The organism is Roseofilum sp. Guam, from assembly GCF_017746735.1.
Taxonomy (GTDB): Bacteria; Cyanobacteriota; Cyanobacteriia; order Cyanobacteriales; family Desertifilaceae; genus Roseofilum; species Roseofilum reptotaenium.
Genome location: NZ_JAGHZN010000042.1, coordinates 17,533 through 38,973, shown reverse-complemented (window position 1 = coordinate 38,973; position 21,441 = coordinate 17,533). Strand labels below are relative to the sequence as shown.

Genomic DNA, 21,441 nt, shown 5'->3' with positions numbered 1-21,441 from the left:
AGACTGCTTTCACAAATCAGAGAATATTATTAATATTAGTAAACAAATATGAAGTTTTCTCTCGAATCACCATGAAATTTGAATTTATTTCTAAGGCATGTTGCATTAGACAAAGGATTGTAAATAAAAAAAGAGGGTTGTTTTCACACTGATTAAAAGTTTATTAAAAGCCCTGATTAAAGGCTGACCATTGTGTTAAATTTTTCTCCAAGAGTTCTCAGGAGAGAGAATCATGACTTTCTTAGATTCATCTGGTATTAATCTGTTTGGTGAAGAAGATTTAGTAGAAAAAGTCTCTAGAATTTATAGCACAGGTTTCATTAGTTCAGATGAGTATCATCGCTTAGAATCCTCGGCTACCTCCTCTAGGCTGGCAGCAGAAGAGTTAGATATGATCACTCGTTTGCGTCATGCAATTAAGCGAGGATGGGTGAAAACAACAACCTAAGCTTGATTGGCTTCCCTAGTTTTACGTGCATTACACTAGGAGTGGTAATTGACCTAGACTGTAATTCATGCGTTTAGTTGATGACGATCCCGATCTGCCGCCTCAAATCAACATCTTGCCGATGATTGATGTGATCTTCTCAATTTTGACGTTTTTCATGATTGGGACGCTGTTTTTAACCCGTAATGAGGGGTTACCGGTTAATTTGCCGGAAGCAGGAACGGGAGAAGTTCAACGGCAAGAGCGCATTACTGTTTCGATTAATGCCCAAGGCAAGATAGGCTTAGATGAAACGATGATTCCTTTAGAGCAACTGGAGGCAAGGGTGGTTCAGTTGATGCAGGGGAAATCAACTCAGTTAGTGGTGATCAAAGCGGATGAAGCGATCGCCCATAAACGAGTGATCGAAGTGATGGATCGCCTCAGAACCATTCAAGGGATTCGTTTGGCGATCGCCACTGAATCAATGAGAAATTAAAAATTACGTCCCATTACCCATTACCGATTACCCATTACCAGGGCAGTGCCCTATATAGTATGATGGGGCTTGGCTCATCGAATGGTAAGGGTGAGGGAATCATGAATCTAGCCCCGATCGCCCAATGGGGTAAAACAATATTAAAAGTATCTACGCTGGTCGCCTGTGGATTGGTATTCTGGTTAAGTGGATGTGCGCGATCGCCGGTTTCGGGAGATTTGTCGGCAGTGGAAGCGTTGGAAGCGGCTCGCTTTATCTCTAAACAAGCGCCTGTAGTGGTGTCATTATCCCAGAAACCGGAGCAGGTGTTATCGCAGATAAAAGGATTAGATCGGCCAGACAAACTCCTACAAAATACTCTCCTCGATAATACTGGATTGGACTATAAACAGGATATTCAGCCTTGGCTCGATGGGGGTGGAATTTGGGCGATGACGAGTACGGATGTCGATCGCCAAGGGGAAAATGGACAACAACCCGGTTATTTGGTGGTGTTACCGACGAAAAATGCCCAACTTTCTCAGGAATTATTAGAAGTCTATTGGCAACGGGAGGAGATCGCCGGCCAAGATTTAGTCTTTGAACCCTACAAAGGCACACAATTAATTTATAGCCAAGAAGAGAACCGCATTTCTACAACGGTTGTGGGGTCACGGTTTGTATTATTAGCCAATCATCCTAAAGTTCTCAAAGAAGCCATCAATAATGTACAAGTTGCCGAACTGAGTTTAGGCGCAACCCCAGACTATCAAGAGTTACAAGAACTCAATAGCGAGAAGAAGGAAGCGATCTCCTGGCTGAATCTTCCCAGGTTAGCGCAAAAGTTGGGCATGGAAGTCGAGCATCCCCTGTATCAAGCCTTGGGAATGGCGGTGCAGTTGCAACCGGAAGGAGTTTTAGCCCAAACCCACTGGTTACCCACCGATCCAGCGTTGCTTGAAGGAGCAGAAGCGTCCTTAAATTCCTTTTCCTTATTAGCCTATCTCCCCTCCAGCAGTTATTTAGCGATCAATGGGGTGAATTTGCGTCAGTTTTGGCAACAAATGCAAACAGAAACGGCTGGTTATGGCAACATTTCCGAGATTATTCGCCAGCCCTTGCTCGACTGGGGGAAACAATGGAAATTGGATGTGCAAGCCGATATTCTTGATGCGATTGAAGGAGAATATGCGATCGCCTTGTTACTTGATGAAGCAGAAAAGGATTTAGATTGGATTGTGATTCGCGAAAACACGGGAGAGAGTTTAAGCGATCGTTTGGATCACATTCTTAACCAGCAAGGCTTTAGTATTGGCTCATTTCAGTTAGACGATCAAACCCTCGTCGCTTGGACACAATTAATCGCCGATCCGATAACCGATGGAGAAGAAACCGCTAAAAGTCGGGTATTAAAAGCCAAAGTGCAAGGAGTGCATACCACACTGAACCAGTATGAGATTATTACCTCGTCTATTGCTGCCATGGATCGGGTACTGAAAGCCAAAAGTACAGGCAATTCCCTGGCAACCGATGCCCTGTTTCAAGCCAGTATCGCCCCTTTACCAGAAGTTAACCAGGGCTATTTCTTTATCAATTGGCGATCGGCTCAAAAACCCCTCGAACGTCAAATTCCCCTGTTAAGGCTAGTAGAATTGGCAGCCAAGCCCCTCTTTGACCCCTTAGAATCGATCGCTATAGCCAGTTATGGTGATGCCCAAGAGCGTCAAGCCGATGTCTTCTTAAACACTGCTGCTGAACGTCGGTAAGGGATGACGATCAGTGATTATCATTAAAAAATGAGGACACAACATTACCTTGTCCCTACATTTTTTATATCGCTTCTAAATACATGACCAATGCTAAAACAAATGCGATCGTCGGATGCTTACTAGGGACTGCCGTTGGTGATGCAATGGGACTACCCTACGAAGGATTATCAAAACGCCGACAACAGCGAATGTATCCTCAGATTCGGGGCTACGATTTTTTATTGGGCAAAGGGATGGTTTCCGATGATACGGAACATACTTGCATGGTGGCTCACGCTTTAATGATTTCCAGGGGTAATGTGGCCAAGTTTCAAACCAAACTTGCCTGGAAATTCCGATTTTGGTTGCTGGGTTTGCCTGCGGGAGTGGGTTGGGCAACGTTGCGATCGCTGGTCAAATTATGGTTAGGCTTTCGAGCTGATCGCTCTGGGGTATTTTCGGCGGGAAATGGCCCAGCAATGAGAAGCGCTATCATAGGGGTTTGTTATGGCCATGACTTGCCAAAACTTCGGGCATTAATCCAAACTTCCACGCGACTAACTCATACTGACCCCAAAGCAGAATATGGCGCATTGGCAGTGGCGATCGCTACTTATTTATCGAGTCAGCAATCTCCCATTTCTCCCCAAGACTATTATCAAACCTTAGAAAACAGTCTACCCGTTAACGCCGCTCAATTTTTATCGTTAATCAACCAAGCTTGTGAAAGTGCGGCCAACCAAGAATCTGCTGCAAAATTTGCTGTAAGATTAGGATTAAAACATGGCATTACCGGCTATATTTATCATACAGTTCCCATCGCGATCCAAGTTTGGCTAAAATACCCTGAAGATTATCAAAAAGCCATTACCGAAATTATTCGCCTCGGAGGAGATACAGATACTACTGCCGCCATTTTAGGCGGAATTATTGGCTCTAGGGTCGGCCAAACTGGAATTCCTCAACGTTGGTTAGATCATTTATGGGAATGGCCGAGAACGGTGCAATGGCTCGAAACACTAGGGAAAAGTTTAGTGGTTTCTGATGAAGCGATGATACAACCTCCTTTATCTTTATCCATTTTTGCACTATTGTTGCGCAATGTTGTTTTTCTGATTGTGGTTCTCCTTCATGGGATTCGCCGCTTATTGCCGCCCTATTAAACAATACTTTTGCCGCTCCATATCCTATTTGGTGCGATCGTAACGTACCCAAAGAAGACGTTGACATTGTACTGGCGTTTCATTCTCCAGAGACTCGAAAGTTTACGGAATTAGAGATCGCCTAAAACCCGTTCTCTATGCATTTGCCCTTAACAAGGGGCTGAGAGCAGGTCAGCCCCTTGCCTCTCAAGGCTTTATCCAGAGTGAATTAGGAGCGCACAACGATCGCCGAATTCAATGCTTCTACCAGAGAACGTACCCCAGCAACCATAGCTACTTCATTATCTAACCGGTTGATTGCCGAACCCACCCCAATGCCTTGAGCGCCAGAGGCGATCGCCATTGGTGCAGTAACATTAGATAAGCCAGAAGCACATAAGACCGGAACCTCGACCCCACGGGAAATTTCATAAGCAGCCGCCAATGTAGGAGCTGCTTTTTCAATTAATCCCAATGTGCCGGAATGGGTGGGTTGACTGCTGGTTCCGCCTTCCGTTTGAATCACATCTGCCCCTTCAGTAACCAGCGCTCCAGCTAACTGTACCTGTTCATCCAACGGTAAAATATGGGGAACTGTCACCGAGAGCATAATATCCGGAAGCAGCGATCGCACTTCCTGAGTCAGTGCCAACACCTCATCCGCCTCAAATCGCCGTCCTTGGGCATAGAACGCATCAAAATTCCCAATCTCAATCAAATCCGCTCCCGCGTCCACTGCCGCCACAAATTTCTGCGGCTCCACGGCAGAAACACACAGGGGTAGGTCGGTTAAAGTGCGGCAAAGACGCACCAAATTCGGATCGGCTGCAATATCCACAAATGTCGCCCCTCCGCGATCGGCAGCCTTAACCACCATAGCTGTGCGATCGGCATCAAAATTCATTAACCCACTAATCACTTTCAGCGCCCGTCCTTGGGCTAAAGCAGGTTGCAGTTGAGGAAGAATCGTCATAAGACCTCAGTTTGTATAGCAATCATTGTTTATTCTCCATTGTGCCACTATCGATGTCCTTGAGAGGCTAAAGATTAAAATCGGGATAAATTTTATCGCTCGATCGCAGATCCAAAGAACAGCTATAGTTCCTTGACAGGAGAAGTGAACACCACAGTCCCTTGCCGAACGAATAAATTCGCAAGGACTTATGGTAGTAAATTCTCCTGACATCAGATCATTTACACTTTCGGTAAAACCACTTGATGGGTTTGATCTTGGTACTTACCCAATCGGTCTTCATAAGTGACGTTACAGGGTTCTCCTTCAAAAAACAACAATTGGGCAATCCCTTCATTGGCATAAACTCGACAGTCGGCACTGGAAGAATTGGACAATTCTAAGGTCAGATGACCTCGCCAACAGGCTTCTGCGGGAGTCGCATTAAGAATAATAGAGCATCTAGCATACGTTGATTTACCCAAACAAATAACTGTGATGTTGGGTGGAATCTCTAGACGCTCTAGGGCAACACCTAAGCCATAGCTATGGGCAGGAATAATGAAAAAGTCGCCCTGTTCATCCTGGTGCAGGGGAACCGATTCAAGGTTGTCGGGATTAAAATTTTTCGGATCGACAACTGTACCGGGAATGTGCTTAAAGATGAGGAATTCTTTGGGACTTAATCGGATATCATACCCATAGGAAGAAGCGCCATAACTTAATACTTTTCTGACCAATCCCGGATCGCCTTCAATGGCCCGAATTAATGAAGGCTCAAACGGGTCAATCATTCCCTTCTGGGCTTGTTCTGCTATCCACTTATCATTCTTGAGCATATCTAGATTTTAGTTCACCAAGACTTTAGATCATACCTGAAATTCCCATCGCTGTTCGTGTTGGCACTCACTCTGGGGCGATCGCCAAAATGTCCACTTCAACCTCCACTCTGTGAAGAAATATTACAGTTTTCGGGATTTTGCATAAAAACCGCCTCCAAAAACTGAGAACCCTATAGGAGGGAGCAAATTCCTCAATCCTGCCGCTATCCTCTCGAAGGAGAACTCAGTTCTCCTTCTTTTATCTATCCATCGCGTCTACCCAAGAAGATGAACTCCGAATCATCCCCCCCACTTTCTCAAAGCGATACCCTGATTTGTCCGAACTTGGGACAATATTGGAAACTCGGTAAAGTTAAAGACTCCAACCAAGTCATCCTTAAAGCATCGGGACAACAGTTCCTGTTTCCACCAGAAGAAGGTTATGCTCTGCGCTACTTTACCGGACAATTTAGCCTAGAGAGTATCCAAAAAGCTTGCCAAGATGAGTTTGAAGGCACACTTGACCCCAACTTTGCAGGGCAACTGCTCGAAAAATTGATCGGTTTGGGAATCTTGACTTTTGATCCAGTCGAAGCAACCGAAATACCTGAACCTCCTCCTAGGGGTTCCCAACTCAAACCCTGTCTAGAGTGGATTGAACACCGAGACTATTGGGTACTGCGAAACCCAGAAAATGTGACGTTTCTGCAAGTGGGGACCCAAGATAAAATCATTATTGAACAGATTGGTGTGCGATCGCCCCAAGCCATTATCCAAGAATTTTGCATTCCCCCCGATCATCTCAAAGGTCTGTTGCAAATGCTGGCCGCCACCGGTATGTTAGTAGGAACCGAACCAGCAAAACCCCGTAGAGGCAAATTTACCCCCCTACAACTGCTCTTTTTCCGAATTCCGCTTCTTAACCCCGATCGCTTCCTCAACGCCCATATCGACAAAATACGCTGGCTCTTCTCCCAACCCGCAGCCGTTCTGCTCTTGGGGTTTCTAAGCTTTTCTGCTGCCCTCGGAGTCTACCATCGGGACATCATTGTATTTCAAGGGCAACAACTGCTCCAGCACTACGGAGCATCACTGACATTACCCTTCATTCTCTGTAGCGCTTTTGTCGTCACCCTCCACGAATTCGGTCATGCATTCACCCTCAAACATTATCGAGGAATCGTGCCCGAAATCGGTCTTTTGTTCATGATGCTGATTCCCGCAGCCTATACCAATACTAGCGATAGCTACTGTTTGCCGCGATCGAAACGGTTGTTGGTAGTCGGAGCTGGAATCTTAGTGCAATTCATTTTAGCGGCGATCGGATTTTGGATCTGGCATTTTTCCACCGATGGCATCTGGTTGCATCAAACCAGTTTTCTACTCATGGCAGCCGCCCTATTTACCCTCGCCCTCAACCTCAACCCCGTTGCCAAATTTGATGGCTATTATCTCGCCGTTGCTGCCACCGGCATTAACAACTTAAGAGGTCGCGCCTTTGGATTATACATTAACTTTTTCACCGGTAAACCCATCCGCGAACCCAAAAAAGACCTGTGGATTTTAGCCCTTTACGCTCCCTGGAGCTTGCTCTACATCTGGTTTGTGTTTGGCTTTCTCTTTTGGCGCATTTTCACCTGGAGTTTTACGAATATGCCCATCACCGCCTTATTGTTGCTCGCAATTTGGGCCGTTTACTATTTCTGCCCCAGAGACTAATGGTTTCCTGAATTTTGTCGTCAATCCTGCTGTTCTTTTATTTTTGGTATCTACTATGACTAGCACCCCTGAACGCCAACACCCTTCCTTAAAAGCCGTTCCCCCCAATAAAATTAAATCCTCTGCCCCATCTGCACCGAAATCTCCAGAAATGCCTGCCCAAGAATCCATGCCTGTTCCCGAGAAACCAGGCATTAACTGGGGCAGAATTTTCTTTTTATCCGTCGTCTTAGGGGGTGGATTTTGGCTCTCCCAACTGGAAGTTCCGATCTCCGTGCGGGGCGAAGGAAAACTCACCCCTTTACAAGAAAATATCCACCCGGTTTATCTAGAAGAACCCGGAAGACTCGTTAATTTCCTGGTTCAACATGAAGATGAAGTCAAAGCTGGAGACACTTTGGCTGAAGTTCAAAGTCAAGATTTGAAAGAAGAGATTCTAGCCGAACAAATTAAACTGAAAGAAGAAAAAGCAAAGTTAACCTCTGCCCGTGAAAGGATTTTTATTTTAGTGGCTCAACAAAGCGAAGCAGAGCAGCGAGTGAGAGCGATACAGCGGCAAGTAGAAGACGCTCGGCAAGATGTGAATCGATTGTCAAGCAGTTCGCCGCCTCCAGAAATTCAAAGTATCACCCATGAAATTGAAGCGATGGATCGACAGATTGGAGGATTAGAGAAGGCAATCGATCATCGCGATCGGCGAATGGAACGTTTGCAAAAACAAATTGATGATGCGCGAGAAGCTATTGAAGAAAAAGCACTTTCTAGAAATTATCAACACGATCTTGAAGAAAGAATCCAGATGCTGCAAGAAGAGTCAGCTATGAATGACGCTAGAATTGAAGAGTTGATCACTCATCAGTTGTCTAAACGTGCAGAAATTGCCGCTATTGGTCAGAGGCTAGAGCGCTCCCTGGAGAGAATTGAAGATGATTTGAGAATGGAAGAAGAGCGTTTGGCAACCGTAATTCAGGAATTGCAATCTGCCGAACAAGAAAAGTTAGCTCAATCAGAGATCGTCGAGATCCGTCAAGAAACCATCGCTACTTTACAAGAGCAGCAGTCAAAAAACCAAATTATTGAAGCCGAGCATGAAGGAACTGTTTTTGCTGAAAACCTATCAGATAATAAGGGAAAATGGTTAGAACGCCAGGATCTAATTATGCAAATCGTGCAAATGGATCGACTAGAGGCGAGAATTTTTGTCGATCAAGCAGAAGCAGATTTAATTCAACTGATCCTGAAAGAAGGATCGGCGCAAGTGATATTAAAACCAACGCAACCGGGTTATGAGATTGAAACAGTAGATGTGAGCAATATGAAAAAAGCGGCGCAACCCGATGCTTCTCAACAAACGAAGCAATTGGTTTTAACAGCAACAGTGGATAATTTAGACCAGCAAGGATTGGTCAATGGTGAATTCTATGCCGAAATTCCCGTTGGCACAATGCCATTGTATAAACGAGTGCGCCGAGAGGTCATGAAGGTGTTGAAATTGCGCCAATATTTCTAGGTATGTCATGGGAACATGGGGAGATTACCTCGGATTGTTCTTCTCTATGCGATCGCCTGTACAATTGGTCAACAGCCATGGACACAGGGCGATCGCTCCGACAATTTGCCGAAGAGAACATGCAGGAACTGAGTCAGTAAAAGTACCAGATTGTTTAACCTCAGCCACTTGAGAGTGTTATCGTTGGGACAGATTGTTCTTCTGGCTGAGGATGAGAAGGGAAAAATAGCATGACCATGAGTTGGGAAGACTTTATCAAAACTATCTGTGAGAAGCGCGGGTTATCTCCCGAGCAAGAACAGACTTTATTGGCGCGATTTCCTAGTGAAAATAAACGTTTAAATGAAAACAAGGCTGCTGCAAAAACGAATTTCTCTAAGGGTATTGTCAAGAGAAATATGAGGTTAATTTATGCTAATTTTGAAGACATATGTCAAGATTTAGAGAACCGTAAAAGCTCAGGAAAAGGTCGCATTTTGCATAACTTCCTGAGGCGGCAATATTGCCATGGCCGTCCTTCTTTCATTCCTCAGAAATTAGAAGGGTTGTACTGCGATGAATTTAAGGCACTGATTGCCAAGAAGACTGAAAAGTTTTGTGGTCGTGAGTTTGTGTTTCAAGCATTTGACCAGTTTATGCAGGAGCAGAGCAAAGGCTATTTTATCGTTATTGGCGATGCCGGAATAGGGAAAACGGCATTATCGGCCAAATTGGTATCTGAGCGCCAATATCCCTATCATTTTAATATTTTGCATGAAAATACAAATACTCCAGAATTCTTTCTGAAGAGTATTCGCCAGCAGTTGACTGGGCGGTATGAGTTGGTAAATGTAGCCAGGGATAGTTTGCTAATCTTGTTGCAAAAAGCGAGTCAGAAACTATCTGTAGGAGAGCGATTAATTTTAGTTGTTGATGCTTTAGATGAAGTCAATCAAAAGCAGGGAGGGAATCCTTTAAATTTACCCGTGACGCTGCCAGAGGGGGTTTATATTTTTTTGACGCGCCGACCTGACAATACCCAGACCAATGGGTTGGACTTATCTCCAGACGTTCCCTGTGCTGAATTGGATTTGCGAGAAGACAAGTATATTCAATTCAATGAAGCTGATATTAAAACCTATATTGGGCGCTATCTCTTACCAGCGATCGCCAAAAGTCAATATGGTTATTTGCAGTTAGCTCAACTCCCGGATGGTCTCAACGAGCATTATCAAAACTATGGGGTACAAATAGGCAGGCACTATGCTCCGCCAGAATTCATGGTGATGATTTTGTTTATTGTGCAGGAAATGAAACAACCTGTCACCAGCAAGATAATCGCTGAGATTGCCGAACAAGATAGGGATGATGTGGAAAATCTGCTGGAGAATGTATGGGTTGAGTCTGTGTCATCCACGAACTTTCAGGGAGCAAAATGCTACCAAATCCATAACAGGAGTTTTATTGACTTTCTCGAAACTAGACGGGAACTCGACCGAGAGCGTCAATTGTTTGAAGAAGTTAATCGGCGCATAGCCACATACTTGAAGCAGTACCGGCAGAGCAAAAACGATCGCAGCGAACTCGCTGTTCTCGAGTCTGCTTATTTGGGAACTTATCCTTACAGCTTGGTACGATCCGGGCAGTTGCCAGAGTATGGGGAACTACTCACAGATTTTGAGTTTATCGAAGCCAAGATTAACCATCCTGAATTGGGCGTGCAAGCACTCATTGAGGATTATGAGTTAATCGGTGAAGCAATAGAACAGTTTCCAGTACTGCAATTGGTGCAAAGAGCGCTGCAACTTTCGGTCAAGGCATTACAACGTGATCGCCGCCAACTGGTGGGGCAACTCTTGGGACGGATGCAGGGATTCAAACGTCCGGAGATTCAACAATTGCTCGCCCGAGCCAAGCAGAGCCAAACTCCTGGCCTGCGTCCGTTAACCTCAAGTTTAATTCCTCCGGGGCGATCGCTCCTGCGAACTCTGGAAGATACCGAATCACTCTATGCTGTAGCAGTCACCCCGGATGGGCAGCTCGTAATTTCTGGTTCGGGTTCGTGGGGCAAGAACAATGCTGTAAAAGTGTGGAATCTCAAGACAGGAGAGTTAGAACAGACTTTTACCGATCATAGCCACTATGTTAAGGCCGTCGCAGTCACGCCGGACGGGCAACGAGCGATCTCTGGTTCAGATGACGGTACTCTAAAAGTGTGGAATTTTTACACTGGCAAGGCAGAACATACTTTTCCATACGGTCACCGCATTAGTGCCGTCGCAGTTACTCCAGATGGCGAGCGGGTAATCTCGAGTTCATCCGACGACACACTACAAGTATGGCATTTGTATACAGGGGAGTTAGAGCGCACCCTGAAAGGACATGACAGTTGTGTTAATGCCGTAGCAGTTACTCCAGATAGCAAGCGAGTAGTCTCGGGTTCCTCCGACGACACCCTAAAAGTCTGGAATTTGCAAACCGGAGAGTTAGAGCAGACTCTCACAGGACATGACAGGTGTGTGAATGCCGTAGCCATAACCTCGGATGGGAAGCGAGCGATATCAGGTTCAGACGACGAGACCCTAAAAGTGTGGAATTTACAGACAGGGGAGTTAGAGCAGACCCTGGAAGGTGGTCATAGCGAGTCAGTTAGTGCCGTAGCAATAACCCCAGATGGAAAGCGAGCAATTTCCAGTTCAGCAGAATTGGGAGAAGATACAACTCTGAAAGTGTGGAATTTGCAGACTGGAGAGTTAGAGCAGCTTTTGTTCGGTCATAACAGTTGGGTTAGCGATTTAGCTGTAACCCCAGATGGGGAGCGAGTGGTTTCGGCTTCGGGGGACAATACTCTAAGAGTATGGCATCTGCACCGCCAAGAGTTAGAGCCGAGCTTTTTTAAGTACAGCCACCGGGTTGGCCGCCCAGTGGTAACTCCAGATGGGCAACGAGCAATCTCCGGTTTGGACGACAACACGGTGAAAGTGTGGAATTTACATACAGGGGAATTAGAGCAGACTTTTGAAGGCCATAGTCGCTCAGTCTCTGCCATAGCGGTAACCCCAGATGGGAAACGAGCAATCTCTGGCTCAGAGGACAATACGGTGAAAGTGTGGAATTTGCACGCTGGGGGATTAGAGCAGACTTTTACAGGTCATAGCGAATGGGTTTATACCATAGCGGTAACCTCAGATGGGGAGCGAGCGATCTCCGCTTCATGCGACGATACCCTGAAAGTGTGGAATTTACGCACAGGAGAATTAGAGCAAACCTTTACAGGGGAGAGCTGCTCGGCTGATAGCCTAGCTGTAACGCCAGATGGGAAGCGAGTCATTAATTCAGTATATGGTGTCTTGGTGGTGTGGAATTTGCATACTGGGGAGCTGGAGCAGACCCTGGAAGGTCATAGGAACTCAATGCTTACTATAGTGGTGACTCCAGATGGGGAGCGAGCGCTCTCTGTTTCAGCCGACAAGACTCTGAAGGTATGGAATTTGCTCACTGGGGAGCTGGAGCGAACTCTCATAGGTCATGACGATGACGATGATGATGACGATGACGATGATGATGATGATAATGACGATGGCGATTCGATCAAAACCGCAGTAATAACTCCAGATGGAGAACGGGTAATTTCTCATTCATGGGACAACATCATAAAAGTATGGGATCTGCACACAGGGGAGTTACAGCATACGTTCTACGGTGATGATGAGAGCGACTGGTTTGATGGCGTAGCAGTTAGCCCAGATGGAGAGTGGGCGGTCTCTGCTTCAGACCATAAGACTCTGAAGGTGTGGCATCTACAAACTGGAGAAGTAATAGCTAGTTTCTCTGGAGAGGATGAAATGGCCTGCTGCGCTATTTCCCCTGATGGCCGGACTATCGTTGCTGGGGAAAGGTTAGGCCGCCTGCATTTCCTGCGCTTGGTGGGACTCGAGCCAAACCGATGAACGCTGGCTACTCTGCTCGCAGCTAGTCCTATAGCAGAGAAAGAGTCGGTTAGGATATGGTTTAATACTGAAAACCTAGCAACCATAACCTATTCCCCATTCCCCATTCCCTATTCCCTAGCGCGCAGCGCTATACCCATGGGAACTAGAAATCCGGTTTCTCAAAAACTTATATAATGGGGTACTCGCCAGTGGACTGCAAGACATCATTGATGACTGAGATAAAGTAAAATTGGGTACAAAAGCTACGGAAGAAGCGCGATCGCTCCGACAATTGGCCGAAACGAAAAGGCAGGAATTGAGTCAGTCACTCTCTCGTTTGCTTAACTTGTTACCCAATATCTATTCCCTATTCCCCATTCCTTATTGCTCAAAAGCCCAACCACATAATATCGTAGTGTTAAGACAAGTTAAGATAAAACTTTTGCAGCAGAATTCAGAGGTCAAGGAGAGTTACGGCACTTGGACAAAGAAAAAATTCTGGTTGTTGATGACGAAGCCAGTATCCGACGCATCTTAGAAACCCGATTATCAATGATCGGGTACGATGTCGTCACGGCTGGTGATGGGGAAGAAGCCCTAGAAACCTTTCGCCATATCCTGCCGGATTTGGTGGTTTTAGATGTGATGATGCCCAAGCTCGATGGTTATGGAGTCTGCCAAGAACTCCGTAAAGAATCAGATGTGCCGATCATCATGTTAACTGCCCTCGGAGATGTGGCCGATCGCATTACGGGGCTAGAATTGGGAGCTGATGATTATGTGGTTAAACCCTTTTCTCCCAAAGAACTCGAAGCTCGCATTCGTTCAGTTCTCCGTCGGGTAGATAAAACCAGCACCTCTGGCATTCCTAGCTCCGGCGTGATCCAGGTGAGCAATATCCGCATCGATACCAATAAACGACAAGTTTATAAAGGAGACGAACGCATTCGCCTCACCGGAATGGAATTTAGCCTTCTAGAACTCTTAGTGAGTCGTTCAGGAGAACCCTTCTCCCGCTCCGAGATTCTACAGGAAGTATGGGGATATACCCCAGAACGTCATGTGGACACTCGTGTAGTCGATGTTCATATTTCGCGACTGCGAGCCAAGTTAGAAGAAGACCCCAGTAACCCCGAATTAATCCTCACGGCTAGGGGAACAGGGTATTTATTCCAACGTATTCTGGAGGCAGGAGCAGAGGAATAGCCCCAGAAAATTAAGCGATCGCTTTCAGAAGGCGATCTCTGGGGTGAAACGATTTGGTAGAATTTGTAAGGCTTTTATCACTGGCGAGCAATGGGATCAACTCCGGCAAGAATCGCAATAGACGCAATGGGTGGGGATTACGCCCCCGATGAAATTGTCACAGGAGCGCTAAGGGCAAAAGAGGAACTCGATGTCCATATCCTGTTGGTGGGCGATCCCGATCGGATTGAAGAATCAATCGGCAAGCACACCCAATCACACCAACTGGAAATTGTACCTTCCGAAGGCGTGATTTCCATGAATGAGGAACCATTGGTTGCTCTCAGACGCAAGAAAAATGCCTCCATCAGTGTGGCGATGAATTTAGTAAAAGAAAATAGAGCGGATGCAGTAGTATCGGCCGGTCATTCTGGGGCAGCCATGGCAGCAGCCCTGCTGCGGTTAGGGCGCTTACCCGGGATTGACCGTCCGGCGATCGGGGCAATGTTTCCCACCCTGATGGCTGATAAATCCGTTCTGATTTTAGATGTGGGGGCGAATGTCGATTGTCGCCCCCAATTTTTAGAACAATTTGCCCTCATGGGTACAGTTTATAGTCAGTACGTTCTGGGAATTGACCAACCCAAAGTGGGACTATTAAACATTGGAGAAGAATCCTGCAAAGGAAATGACTTAGCCATTCGTACTCACCAGTTATTAGATGAAAATCCTCTGATTCCGTTCATTGGCAATGCAGAAGGTCGCGATGTCCTATCGGGTCAGTATGATGTGATTGTTTGTGATGGCTTTGCTGGTAATGTGTTGCTCAAATTTGCGGAAGCAGTCGGGAGCGTCATGTTACAGATTGTGCGAGAAGAGTTGCCCCAAGGTCTTCACGGCCAAATCGGTACAGCGATCCTCAAACCCAATCTCAGACGGATCAAGCAACGCTTAGATCATGCCGAACATGGAGGAGCATTACTGTTGGGAGTCGCAGGAGTTTGTATCATTAGCCATGGCTCTGCCCAAGCCCCAACCATTTTTAATGCAGTGCGTTTAGGTAAAGAAGCGGTGGATAATCGCGTCTTAGACCGACTCCGAGGACAATACCAAAAAACGGTAGCCAACTTAGGCACAGTTTCAGCAAACCAGGAGAGTGAGGGATAACTTGGATATATAGCGCCTCGCCCTCGAGCAATAGGCAATAAACCTACGTTAGGTGACAGTAAGTCTGTGCTAACTGCCTGGGTGGTTGCTATACAAGCCAGGATTGTTTCCTTGAGAAAATAAACAACAGATATGAAACCTATGGGCATTGCAATAACCGGTAGTGGTTCGGCTACCCCTGGAGCGAAACTGACGAATCAGGGCCTATCCCAGAGAGTCGAAACTTCAGATGAGTGGATTACTACTCGGACGGGAATTAAAAATCGTCGTGTGGCTGGAGAGGGGGAGTCGTTAACGGCGATCGCCACCCAAGCAGGACTTCAAGCCTTAGAGCAAGCCGGACTTTCCCCTGCCGATCTCGATTTGATTGTCCTGGCTACTTCAACCCCCGATGATTTATTTGGCAATGCCAGTCAAATCCAAGCCGCATTAGGGGCCCATCAAGCAGTCGCTTTTGACTTAACCGCTGCTTGCTCTGGGTTCCTCTTTGCATTGGTGACGGCGGGGCAATATATCCGGACGGGAGCTTACCAGAAAGTGTTGGTGATTGGGGCAGATCTGCTCTCTCGATGGGTCAATTGGAGCGATCGCACCACTTGCGTTTTATTTGGTGATGGTGCAGGAGCTGTTGTCATGGAAGCCAATCCAGAAGATCGGCTTCTCGGATTTGAACTCAAAAGTGATGGCAGCCAAAATAACTGTCTGCAACTGGCTTACCAACCCAAATATGAGGAAATCCTTCCTCATCTCACCGTCGGTCAAGGAACCTATCAATTTATCAGCATGAATGGCAAAGAAGTCTATCGCTTTGCTGTACAACGAGTTCCTGAAGTCATTGAAAAAGCCCTCTTTCATGCCCAAATCAGCAGCGATGAAGTCGATTGGCTGATCCTCCATCAAGCCAATCAACGCATTCTTGATGCTGTGGCTAAACGGCTCAATATTCCCGATCGCAAAGTCCTGAGTAATTTAGCCAACTACGGCAATACCTCCGCTGCCTCCATTCCCCTGGTACTTGATGAAGCCGTTCGCGCTGGGAGAATTAAACCCGGCGATTTGATTGCCGCTTCTGGATTTGGTGCAGGACTAACCTGGGGATCGGCAATCTTTCGCTGGGGACATTAATCAATAGGGAATAGGCAATAGGCAATAGGGGAACGCGGAGATGACCCATTACCCATAACCTATTCCCTATTACTCTTTATCCATTACTTACTACTAATCTATGACAAAAACAGCTTGGTTATTTCCCGGACAAGGATCGCAAAAAACAGGTATGGGTATCGACCTTAAAGATACCAAAATTGCACAAGATCGTTTTGTTCAAGCCGAACAAATTTTAGGATGGTCAGTTTTAGACCTCTGTCAAAGTCAAGCAGAAACCTTATCTCGCACTCTTTATACTCAACCTTGTCTGTATGTCATTGAGACTATTCTGATTGACCTGCTACAAGAAAAAGGCCACTCCCCCCATCTGGTCGCTGGCCATAGTTTGGGTGAATATGTTGCCCTGTATGCGGCTGGAGTCTTTGATTTCGTCACAGGACTGCAATTGGTTAAGCACCGGGCGGAACTGATGGAGAATGCTTCAGGGGGTAAAATGGCTGCCTTGATTGGATTCGACTTCAATCAACTCCAGGAGGTGCTAGAAAAAACGCCAGATGTGGTCTTAGCCAATGACAATAGTGCTAAACAAGTAGTGATTTCTGGGAAACCGGAAGCCGTCGATCAGGTTATTGCTCAAATTAAGCTCAGAAAATCCATTCCCTTACCTGTTTCTGGTGCATTCCATTCCCCCTTTATGGATGCGGCTGCGCCAAAGTTTAGAGCATTTCTGGAAACCATCTCCTTTGCAGCAGCGAAAGTTCCCGTTCTGTCCAATGTCGATCCTTCCCCCACTACTGATGCCAATACTCTCAAAACTCGTTTACTTGAGCAAATGACCGGTTCAGTGCGGTGGCGAGAAACTTGCTTAAAGCTCGTGGAAGAAGGGATTGAAAAAGTGATTGAGCTTGGCCCGGGTAATGTGTTGACCGGCCTAGTCAAACGGACTTGTCCGGGGTTAGCTTTAGAGAATATTGGCACCTTAGCTCAAGTTCCTGGCTAACTGAGATTATGGCTCAAAATCGCGACCCATCTCCATTTCTGTTCATTATTCTGTTTTTGATCTTGGGAGCTGGAGGAGGCTATTGGTTTTTCTTGCGCCAACCCCCTTCATCTCCTGGGGAAAATTTGGAAACAGAGGATCGAGCATCAACTCCTGCTCAACCCACTGTCGATAATAGCCAAGCCCCTCAGTTTGTCAAACCGATATCTGTTCCAGGAGGTACGGTGATTCGTATTGATGGGAGTACCAGTATGGTGACGCTGAATCAAACCCTGAAAAAGGGCTTTGAAGGGCAATTTTCCAATACCACGGTAGTCACTCAGGCGAATGGTTCAGATAAGGGGATTCAAGGGATATTGATGGGACAGTTGGATGTGGCGGCAGTGTCTCGTCCCCTGTCATCGCAAGAGACGGAGGAGGGGTTAATGGCGTTTCCAGTGGCGAGGGATCAAATTGCGATCGCCGTTAGCAATAGTAATCCTTTCTCTGCTGGCTTAACAGCTCAACAGGTGAAGGACATCTTCCAAGGAAAAATGACCAATTGGTCAGAGGTTGGGGGGTCAAATCGTCAAATTCGAGTGATTAACCGACCTACAATCAGTGGAACCCGTCAGACGTTTCAAGCATTAGCACTACAAGGGGAGAATTTCGGTACAACCCCGAATATTACGACCTTAGACCGAGATGCTACCACTCCCATGCTACGGGCATTGGGTGAAGATGGCATAGGTTACGCTACAGCCGATCAAATTGTTAGTCAGAGTACGGTGAGAGCGTTGGCTATTGATGGGGTGTTACCTGGATTTTCCAGTTATCCCTATACGCGCGACTTATTCTATGTCTATAAAAGTCCACCGAATGAGGCGGTGAAGGCATTTTTGGGCTATGTGGAAAGTATGAATTGATGGGGGAAACCATTGGAGAATGATCTGAATGTCGGTTTGATTGGCACGGGATTTGCAGCTCGTTTGAGGGCAGAAACCTTACACGCTGACTCCCGTAGTCGTCTGATGGCAGTGGTGGGATATAATCCTCAGAAAACGGCTGAGTTTGCCCAAAAATATGGCGCAAGGATGCTAGAGTCTTGGCAAGAACTAGTCGATCTTGATGAATTGGATCTGGTCATGATTAGTACAATTAATCGAGACCATGGGGCGATCGCCAAAGCCGCCTTAACCGCTCAAAAGCACGTCGTCGTTGAATATCCCCTAGCGCTTAACTTTGAGGAAGCCCAAAGCCTCTGGATACTCTCGAAAACCCAACATAAACTTCTGCATATTGAGCATATCGAAATTTTAGGTGGACTCCATCAAGCCTTTAAACAAACCCTACCCCAACTCGGAGAAATTAGCTATCTACGCTATAGCAAAATCGCCCCTAAACATCCTGCACCCCAGCGCTGGAATTATCAAAAAGAGGGCTTTGGATTTCCTCTAGTCGCGTCTCTTTCTTGTATCCACCGTTTCACCGATGCATTAGGAACAGTGGATACGGTTTACGCCCAAAACTGCTATTGGCCAGAAGCTTCAGACTATTACCACGGCTGTTTTTGTACGGCTCAACTCCGCTTTACCTGTGGTACAATTGCCGATATTATTTATGGTAAAGGGGATGTCTTTTGGCATCCCGAACGGAAACTCGAAGCCCATGGGCACCAAGGCACTCTGATATTTGAAGGCGATCGAGGTGCCTTAATTCAACTCGATAAAACGACAGAAATTCCCGTAGGCACTCGCAGAGGACTCTTTGCTCAAGATACTCGCCAAGTCTTAGATTATTTAACCGAAGGGACAGAACTCTATGTCAATCCCCAGTCTAGTTTATACGCACTAAAAGTGGCTTGCGCTGCCAAGAGATCTGCCGCAACTGGACAAAAAGTTACGGTAAATGTCTCATAAAAGTAGGGATGAAACATTGAGGAAATAGCCTATTCCCTAAACTCATGAAAGAACATTTCTTAAAAGCGACTTGCGAGACAGTACATTTGGGGGGATTTTCGGATAAAATTCCGCCAGTGCTTACGGTGGAGGGGGGCGATCGCATTCACATCGAGACCTATACTGGATTTTATCTGAGTAAGGAACGAGATCGCGCTCCCCAAGCCTTCTTCCCTCCAGAACTACTCAACATCTGTCACCATCTCCCTCCTGAGCGCAAAATTGGCCCCGGCCCCCACCTGCTTACCGGCCCCATCTACATCCAAAACGCTCAACCTGGCAACATCCTAGAAATCCGTCTAGAACGCATTACCCCCAGTCTACCCGTCGGTTTTAATGCCATTCGTGCCGGTTGGGGTGCCTTACCCCAACAGTTCCCCGATCCAGCGCTGCGCTTTATTCCCCTAGACCTCGACCAACAAACCGCCCACTTTCCCGGTCATCCAGACCTGAAAATTCCTCTTCAGCCCTTTTTTGGTATTTTAGCCGTTGCTCCCCCCTCAGAACCCCATTCTTCCATTCCTCCAGGCACATTTGGTGGTAATATAGACAATCGAGAATTGCAAGCTGGAGCGAGGCTATTTCTGCCCGTCCAAGTCCCTGGGGCCTTACTCTCGGTTGGCGATGGTCACGCAGCTCAAGGGGATGGCGAAGTTAACGTCACCGCCATTGAAACCTCCATGAATGGAACCCTTCAAGTGATTCTCCATCAAAACTTTCCCCTTCCCGTCCCCCTTGCGCAAACCCCAACCGACCTGATTACCATGGGATTTGCCCCCACCCTAGACGAAGCCTTAGAACAGGCCTTGGAACAGATGATTCGGGTGCTGGTATACTGCACAGGTCTCACCCCAGAAGAAGCCTATGTTCTCTGTAGTTTAGCCGTTTCTTTTCGGATTACCCAAGTCGTGAACCGACCGCAAAAAGGGGTTCATGGCCTATTTCCCCTGAAGATGCTTCCTCAAGGTTTTCCAGTATGACATCCATTCAAATTATTTTCTTAGCCAGTGGAGGACTCTTTGCCGGAATTCTAGCCGGTTTTTTAGGCATTGGTGGGGGAACGGTTTTAGTGCCCCTATTAACGACATTAGGGTATTCCCCCGTAGAATCTGTTGCCACCAGTAGCCTCTCCATTTTAATTACTGCCAGTTCGGGAACCGTGCAAAACTGGCGCATGGGTTATTTAAAATTATCTCAAGTCTTACTCTTAGGATTACCCGCAATTATTACCGCTCAATTCGGGAGTATTTTCGCCGATCGCATTCCCTCCCATCTCCTCCTATTTTCGTTCGGCCTTCTCCTACTGCTCAACCTCTACTTAGTGCAAGTCCGCAAGAACATTACCCAAAACCCACTCACCATTGAGAAACCGAAGTTTAATCCCACCTTCGCGAGAATGATTACCGGATCGATCGCCGGAGTTATGGCGGGATTTTTAGGCGTAGGAGGAGGAGTCATTATGGTTCCCTTACAAATTTTATGGCTCGGCGAAACCATTAAAGATGCCGTTCGCATCAGTTTAGGGGTGATTGTCCTCACCTCCCTATCCGCTTGTGTCGGTCATGCACTGCAAAATAATGTGGTTCCCTTAGCTGGAATTTTATTAGGAACCGGGGGATTAGTGGGGGCACAAATCAGTACCCGATTTTTGCCCAAATTGGACGATCAAGTGATTACATTTTGCTTTCGTCTACTGTTAGCACTATTAGCGATTTATGTCTTTTGGCAAGCATGGCTTCAGTGGACTATTCAGGGGCAGTAAATCCTATATCTGTTCCTTTATTAGCGTGAACTAGGGCTAACTGATAATACTTCTGGGCATGTTTAATTAAATCATCAGCTTGCTCTTTCGAGAGTTCTCGCGATCGCTTCGCAGGCATTCCCACCACCAGAGAAAAGGGCGCGACATCTTTCGTTACCACTGCTCCTGCACCGACAATAGAGCCTTCACCCACGGTTACGCCATCCAGAATAATGGCCCCAATACCAATTAAAGATCCTCGGCCGATGGTAGCACTATGAATGACAGCTCGATGGCCCACGGTAACATAGTCTTCTAGAATCGTAGGTTTACCTGGATCTCCGTGTAAAATTGCTCCATCTTGGATATTGGTATAGTCTCCAATATCAATCCGTTCCACATCGCCCCGAAGCACTGCGCCATACCAAACACTAGAGCCTAAGCCTAATTGAACATTACCGACTAGGGTGGCATTCGAGGCAATAAAGGCTGCTGGGGAAGTATCGGGGAGTTCCCAGTAGGTGGGAAACGGGGTTTCAGAAGGATTCATATGGGATGTTTACTCAACTGACAACGACAGAACAAGTATTGATTAT

The 21,441-nt window shown here is 46.5% G+C and carries 19 protein-coding genes; 16 read left to right on the top strand and 3 right to left on the bottom strand.

The window, feature by feature from the left end; translation table 11 throughout:
- Positions 1–232 precede the first annotated feature (232 nt).
- The 4 genes from J7529_RS16870 (at position 233) to J7529_RS16855 (ending at position 3,816) form a co-directional block, all read left to right on the top strand.
- Positions 233–448 carry a hypothetical protein gene (locus J7529_RS16870; RefSeq protein ID WP_271937659.1) on the top strand — a complete coding sequence of 72 codons (216 nt, stop codon included), beginning with the start codon at positions 233–235 and terminating at the stop codon, positions 446–448.
- 67 nt (positions 449–515) lie between these two features.
- Positions 516–926: an ExbD/TolR family protein gene (locus tag J7529_RS16865; protein WP_271937658.1), complete on the top strand. Its 411-nt coding sequence runs from the start codon at positions 516–518 to the stop codon at positions 924–926.
- Positions 927–1,027: 101 nt separating this feature from the next.
- Entirely contained in the window at positions 1,028–2,671 is a 1,644-nt protein-coding gene (locus tag J7529_RS16860; RefSeq protein ID WP_318729951.1) for a DUF3352 domain-containing protein, read from the top strand.
- An 83-nt stretch (positions 2,672–2,754) separates the two neighbouring features.
- Positions 2,755–3,816 (top strand): ADP-ribosylglycohydrolase family protein, encoded by a 1,062-nt coding sequence (locus J7529_RS16855; protein WP_318729950.1) that lies wholly within the window; start codon positions 2,755–2,757, stop codon positions 3,814–3,816.
- A 208-nt stretch (positions 3,817–4,024) separates the two neighbouring features.
- On the opposite strand, the gene J7529_RS16850 is transcribed toward J7529_RS16855, so the two are convergent.
- The gene (locus J7529_RS16850) at positions 4,025–4,768 is read right to left on the bottom strand and encodes a DUF561 domain-containing protein (protein ID WP_318729949.1); all 744 of its coding nucleotides are present in this window, start codon (positions 4,766–4,768) and stop codon (positions 4,025–4,027) included.
- Between the two features lie 221 nt (positions 4,769–4,989).
- Positions 4,990–5,586 (bottom strand): dCTP deaminase, encoded by a 597-nt coding sequence (gene dcd, locus J7529_RS16845; protein ID WP_271937647.1) that lies wholly within the window; start codon positions 5,584–5,586, stop codon positions 4,990–4,992.
- A gap of 270 nt (positions 5,587–5,856) precedes the next feature.
- Here dcd and J7529_RS16840 point away from each other — a divergent pair, with 270 nt between their 5' ends.
- The 12 genes from J7529_RS16840 (at position 5,857) to J7529_RS16785 (ending at position 20,866) form a co-directional block, all read left to right on the top strand.
- Positions 5,857–7,287: a M50 family metallopeptidase gene (locus J7529_RS16840; protein ID WP_318729948.1), complete on the top strand. Its 1,431-nt coding sequence runs from the start codon at positions 5,857–5,859 to the stop codon at positions 7,285–7,287.
- Positions 7,288–7,342: 55 nt separating this feature from the next.
- A complete protein-coding gene (locus J7529_RS16835; RefSeq protein ID WP_318729947.1) occupies positions 7,343–8,797 on the top strand; it encodes an HlyD family efflux transporter periplasmic adaptor subunit in 1,455 nt (484 codons plus the stop codon).
- Between the two features lie 2 nt (positions 8,798–8,799).
- On the top strand, positions 8,800–8,937 hold the full coding sequence (locus J7529_RS16830; protein ID WP_318729946.1) for a hypothetical protein: 138 nt from the start codon (positions 8,800–8,802) through the stop codon (positions 8,935–8,937).
- Between the two features lie 90 nt (positions 8,938–9,027).
- Positions 9,028–12,726 (top strand): hypothetical protein, encoded by a 3,699-nt coding sequence (locus J7529_RS16825; protein WP_318729945.1) that lies wholly within the window; start codon positions 9,028–9,030, stop codon positions 12,724–12,726.
- 462 nt (positions 12,727–13,188) lie between these two features.
- A complete protein-coding gene (gene rpaB, locus J7529_RS16820) occupies positions 13,189–13,914 on the top strand; it encodes a response regulator transcription factor RpaB (RefSeq protein WP_271937641.1) in 726 nt (241 codons plus the stop codon).
- A 90-nt stretch (positions 13,915–14,004) separates the two neighbouring features.
- Positions 14,005–15,060, top strand: coding sequence for a phosphate acyltransferase PlsX (plsX, locus tag J7529_RS16815; RefSeq protein ID WP_271937639.1), 1,056 nt, complete (start codon positions 14,005–14,007; stop codon positions 15,058–15,060).
- A gap of 132 nt (positions 15,061–15,192) precedes the next feature.
- Entirely contained in the window at positions 15,193–16,185 is a 993-nt protein-coding gene (locus J7529_RS16810; RefSeq protein ID WP_413038906.1) for a beta-ketoacyl-ACP synthase III, read from the top strand.
- Positions 16,186–16,285: 100 nt separating this feature from the next.
- Complete coding sequence (gene fabD, locus J7529_RS16805; protein ID WP_318729943.1) at positions 16,286–17,167, top strand: ACP S-malonyltransferase; 882 nt, start codon at positions 16,286–16,288, stop codon at positions 17,165–17,167.
- Between the two features lie 8 nt (positions 17,168–17,175).
- Positions 17,176–18,072, top strand: a complete 897-nt coding sequence (locus tag J7529_RS16800) for a phosphate ABC transporter substrate-binding protein (RefSeq protein ID WP_318729942.1) — start codon at positions 17,176–17,178, stop codon at positions 18,070–18,072.
- Between the two features lie 12 nt (positions 18,073–18,084).
- Complete coding sequence (locus J7529_RS16795; protein ID WP_318729941.1) at positions 18,085–19,065, top strand: Gfo/Idh/MocA family oxidoreductase; 981 nt, start codon at positions 18,085–18,087, stop codon at positions 19,063–19,065.
- Positions 19,066–19,109: 44 nt separating this feature from the next.
- Positions 19,110–20,084: an acetamidase/formamidase family protein gene (locus J7529_RS16790; RefSeq protein WP_318729940.1), complete on the top strand. Its 975-nt coding sequence runs from the start codon at positions 19,110–19,112 to the stop codon at positions 20,082–20,084.
- Entirely contained in the window at positions 20,081–20,866 is a 786-nt protein-coding gene (locus J7529_RS16785) for a sulfite exporter TauE/SafE family protein (RefSeq protein ID WP_318729939.1), read from the top strand. The genes J7529_RS16790 and J7529_RS16785 overlap by 4 nt, the downstream gene beginning before the upstream one ends.
- On the opposite strand, the gene J7529_RS16780 is transcribed toward J7529_RS16785, so the two are convergent.
- Positions 20,850–21,395, bottom strand: coding sequence for a gamma carbonic anhydrase family protein (locus J7529_RS16780; RefSeq protein WP_318729938.1), 546 nt, complete (start codon positions 21,393–21,395; stop codon positions 20,850–20,852). The genes J7529_RS16785 and J7529_RS16780 overlap by 17 nt on opposite strands.
- Positions 21,396–21,441 lie beyond the last annotated feature (46 nt).

What these genes read in the sequence shown, in the direction of transcription:
- dcd (WP_271937647.1), bottom strand. Translation starts at nt 5,586, where the DNA reads ATGCTCAAGAATGATAAGTGGATAGCAGAACAAGCCCAGAAGGGAATG.
- J7529_RS16800 (WP_318729942.1), top strand. Translation starts at nt 17,176, where the DNA reads ATGGCTCAAAATCGCGACCCATCTCCATTTCTGTTCATTATTCTGTTT.
- J7529_RS16825 (WP_318729945.1), top strand. Translation starts at nt 9,028, where the DNA reads ATGACCATGAGTTGGGAAGACTTTATCAAAACTATCTGTGAGAAGCGC.
- J7529_RS16835 (WP_318729947.1), top strand. Translation starts at nt 7,343, where the DNA reads ATGACTAGCACCCCTGAACGCCAACACCCTTCCTTAAAAGCCGTTCCC.
- J7529_RS16830 (WP_318729946.1), top strand. Translation starts at nt 8,800, where the DNA reads ATGTCATGGGAACATGGGGAGATTACCTCGGATTGTTCTTCTCTATGC.
- J7529_RS16785 (WP_318729939.1), top strand. Translation starts at nt 20,081, where the DNA reads ATGACATCCATTCAAATTATTTTCTTAGCCAGTGGAGGACTCTTTGCC.
- J7529_RS16780 (WP_318729938.1), bottom strand. Translation starts at nt 21,395, where the DNA reads ATGAATCCTTCTGAAACCCCGTTTCCCACCTACTGGGAACTCCCCGAT.
- J7529_RS16810 (WP_413038906.1), top strand. Translation starts at nt 15,193, where the DNA reads ATGAAACCTATGGGCATTGCAATAACCGGTAGTGGTTCGGCTACCCCT.
- J7529_RS16840 (WP_318729948.1), top strand. Translation starts at nt 5,857, where the DNA reads ATGAACTCCGAATCATCCCCCCCACTTTCTCAAAGCGATACCCTGATT.
- J7529_RS16865 (WP_271937658.1), top strand. Translation starts at nt 516, where the DNA reads ATGCGTTTAGTTGATGACGATCCCGATCTGCCGCCTCAAATCAACATC.
- J7529_RS16870 (WP_271937659.1), top strand. Translation starts at nt 233, where the DNA reads ATGACTTTCTTAGATTCATCTGGTATTAATCTGTTTGGTGAAGAAGAT.
- J7529_RS16790 (WP_318729940.1), top strand. Translation starts at nt 19,110, where the DNA reads ATGAAAGAACATTTCTTAAAAGCGACTTGCGAGACAGTACATTTGGGG.
- J7529_RS16850 (WP_318729949.1), bottom strand. Translation starts at nt 4,768, where the DNA reads ATGACGATTCTTCCTCAACTGCAACCTGCTTTAGCCCAAGGACGGGCG.
- J7529_RS16855 (WP_318729950.1), top strand. Translation starts at nt 2,755, where the DNA reads ATGACCAATGCTAAAACAAATGCGATCGTCGGATGCTTACTAGGGACT.
- fabD (WP_318729943.1), top strand. Translation starts at nt 16,286, where the DNA reads ATGACAAAAACAGCTTGGTTATTTCCCGGACAAGGATCGCAAAAAACA.
- J7529_RS16860 (WP_318729951.1), top strand. Translation starts at nt 1,028, where the DNA reads ATGAATCTAGCCCCGATCGCCCAATGGGGTAAAACAATATTAAAAGTA.
- plsX (WP_271937639.1), top strand. Translation starts at nt 14,005, where the DNA reads ATGGGATCAACTCCGGCAAGAATCGCAATAGACGCAATGGGTGGGGAT.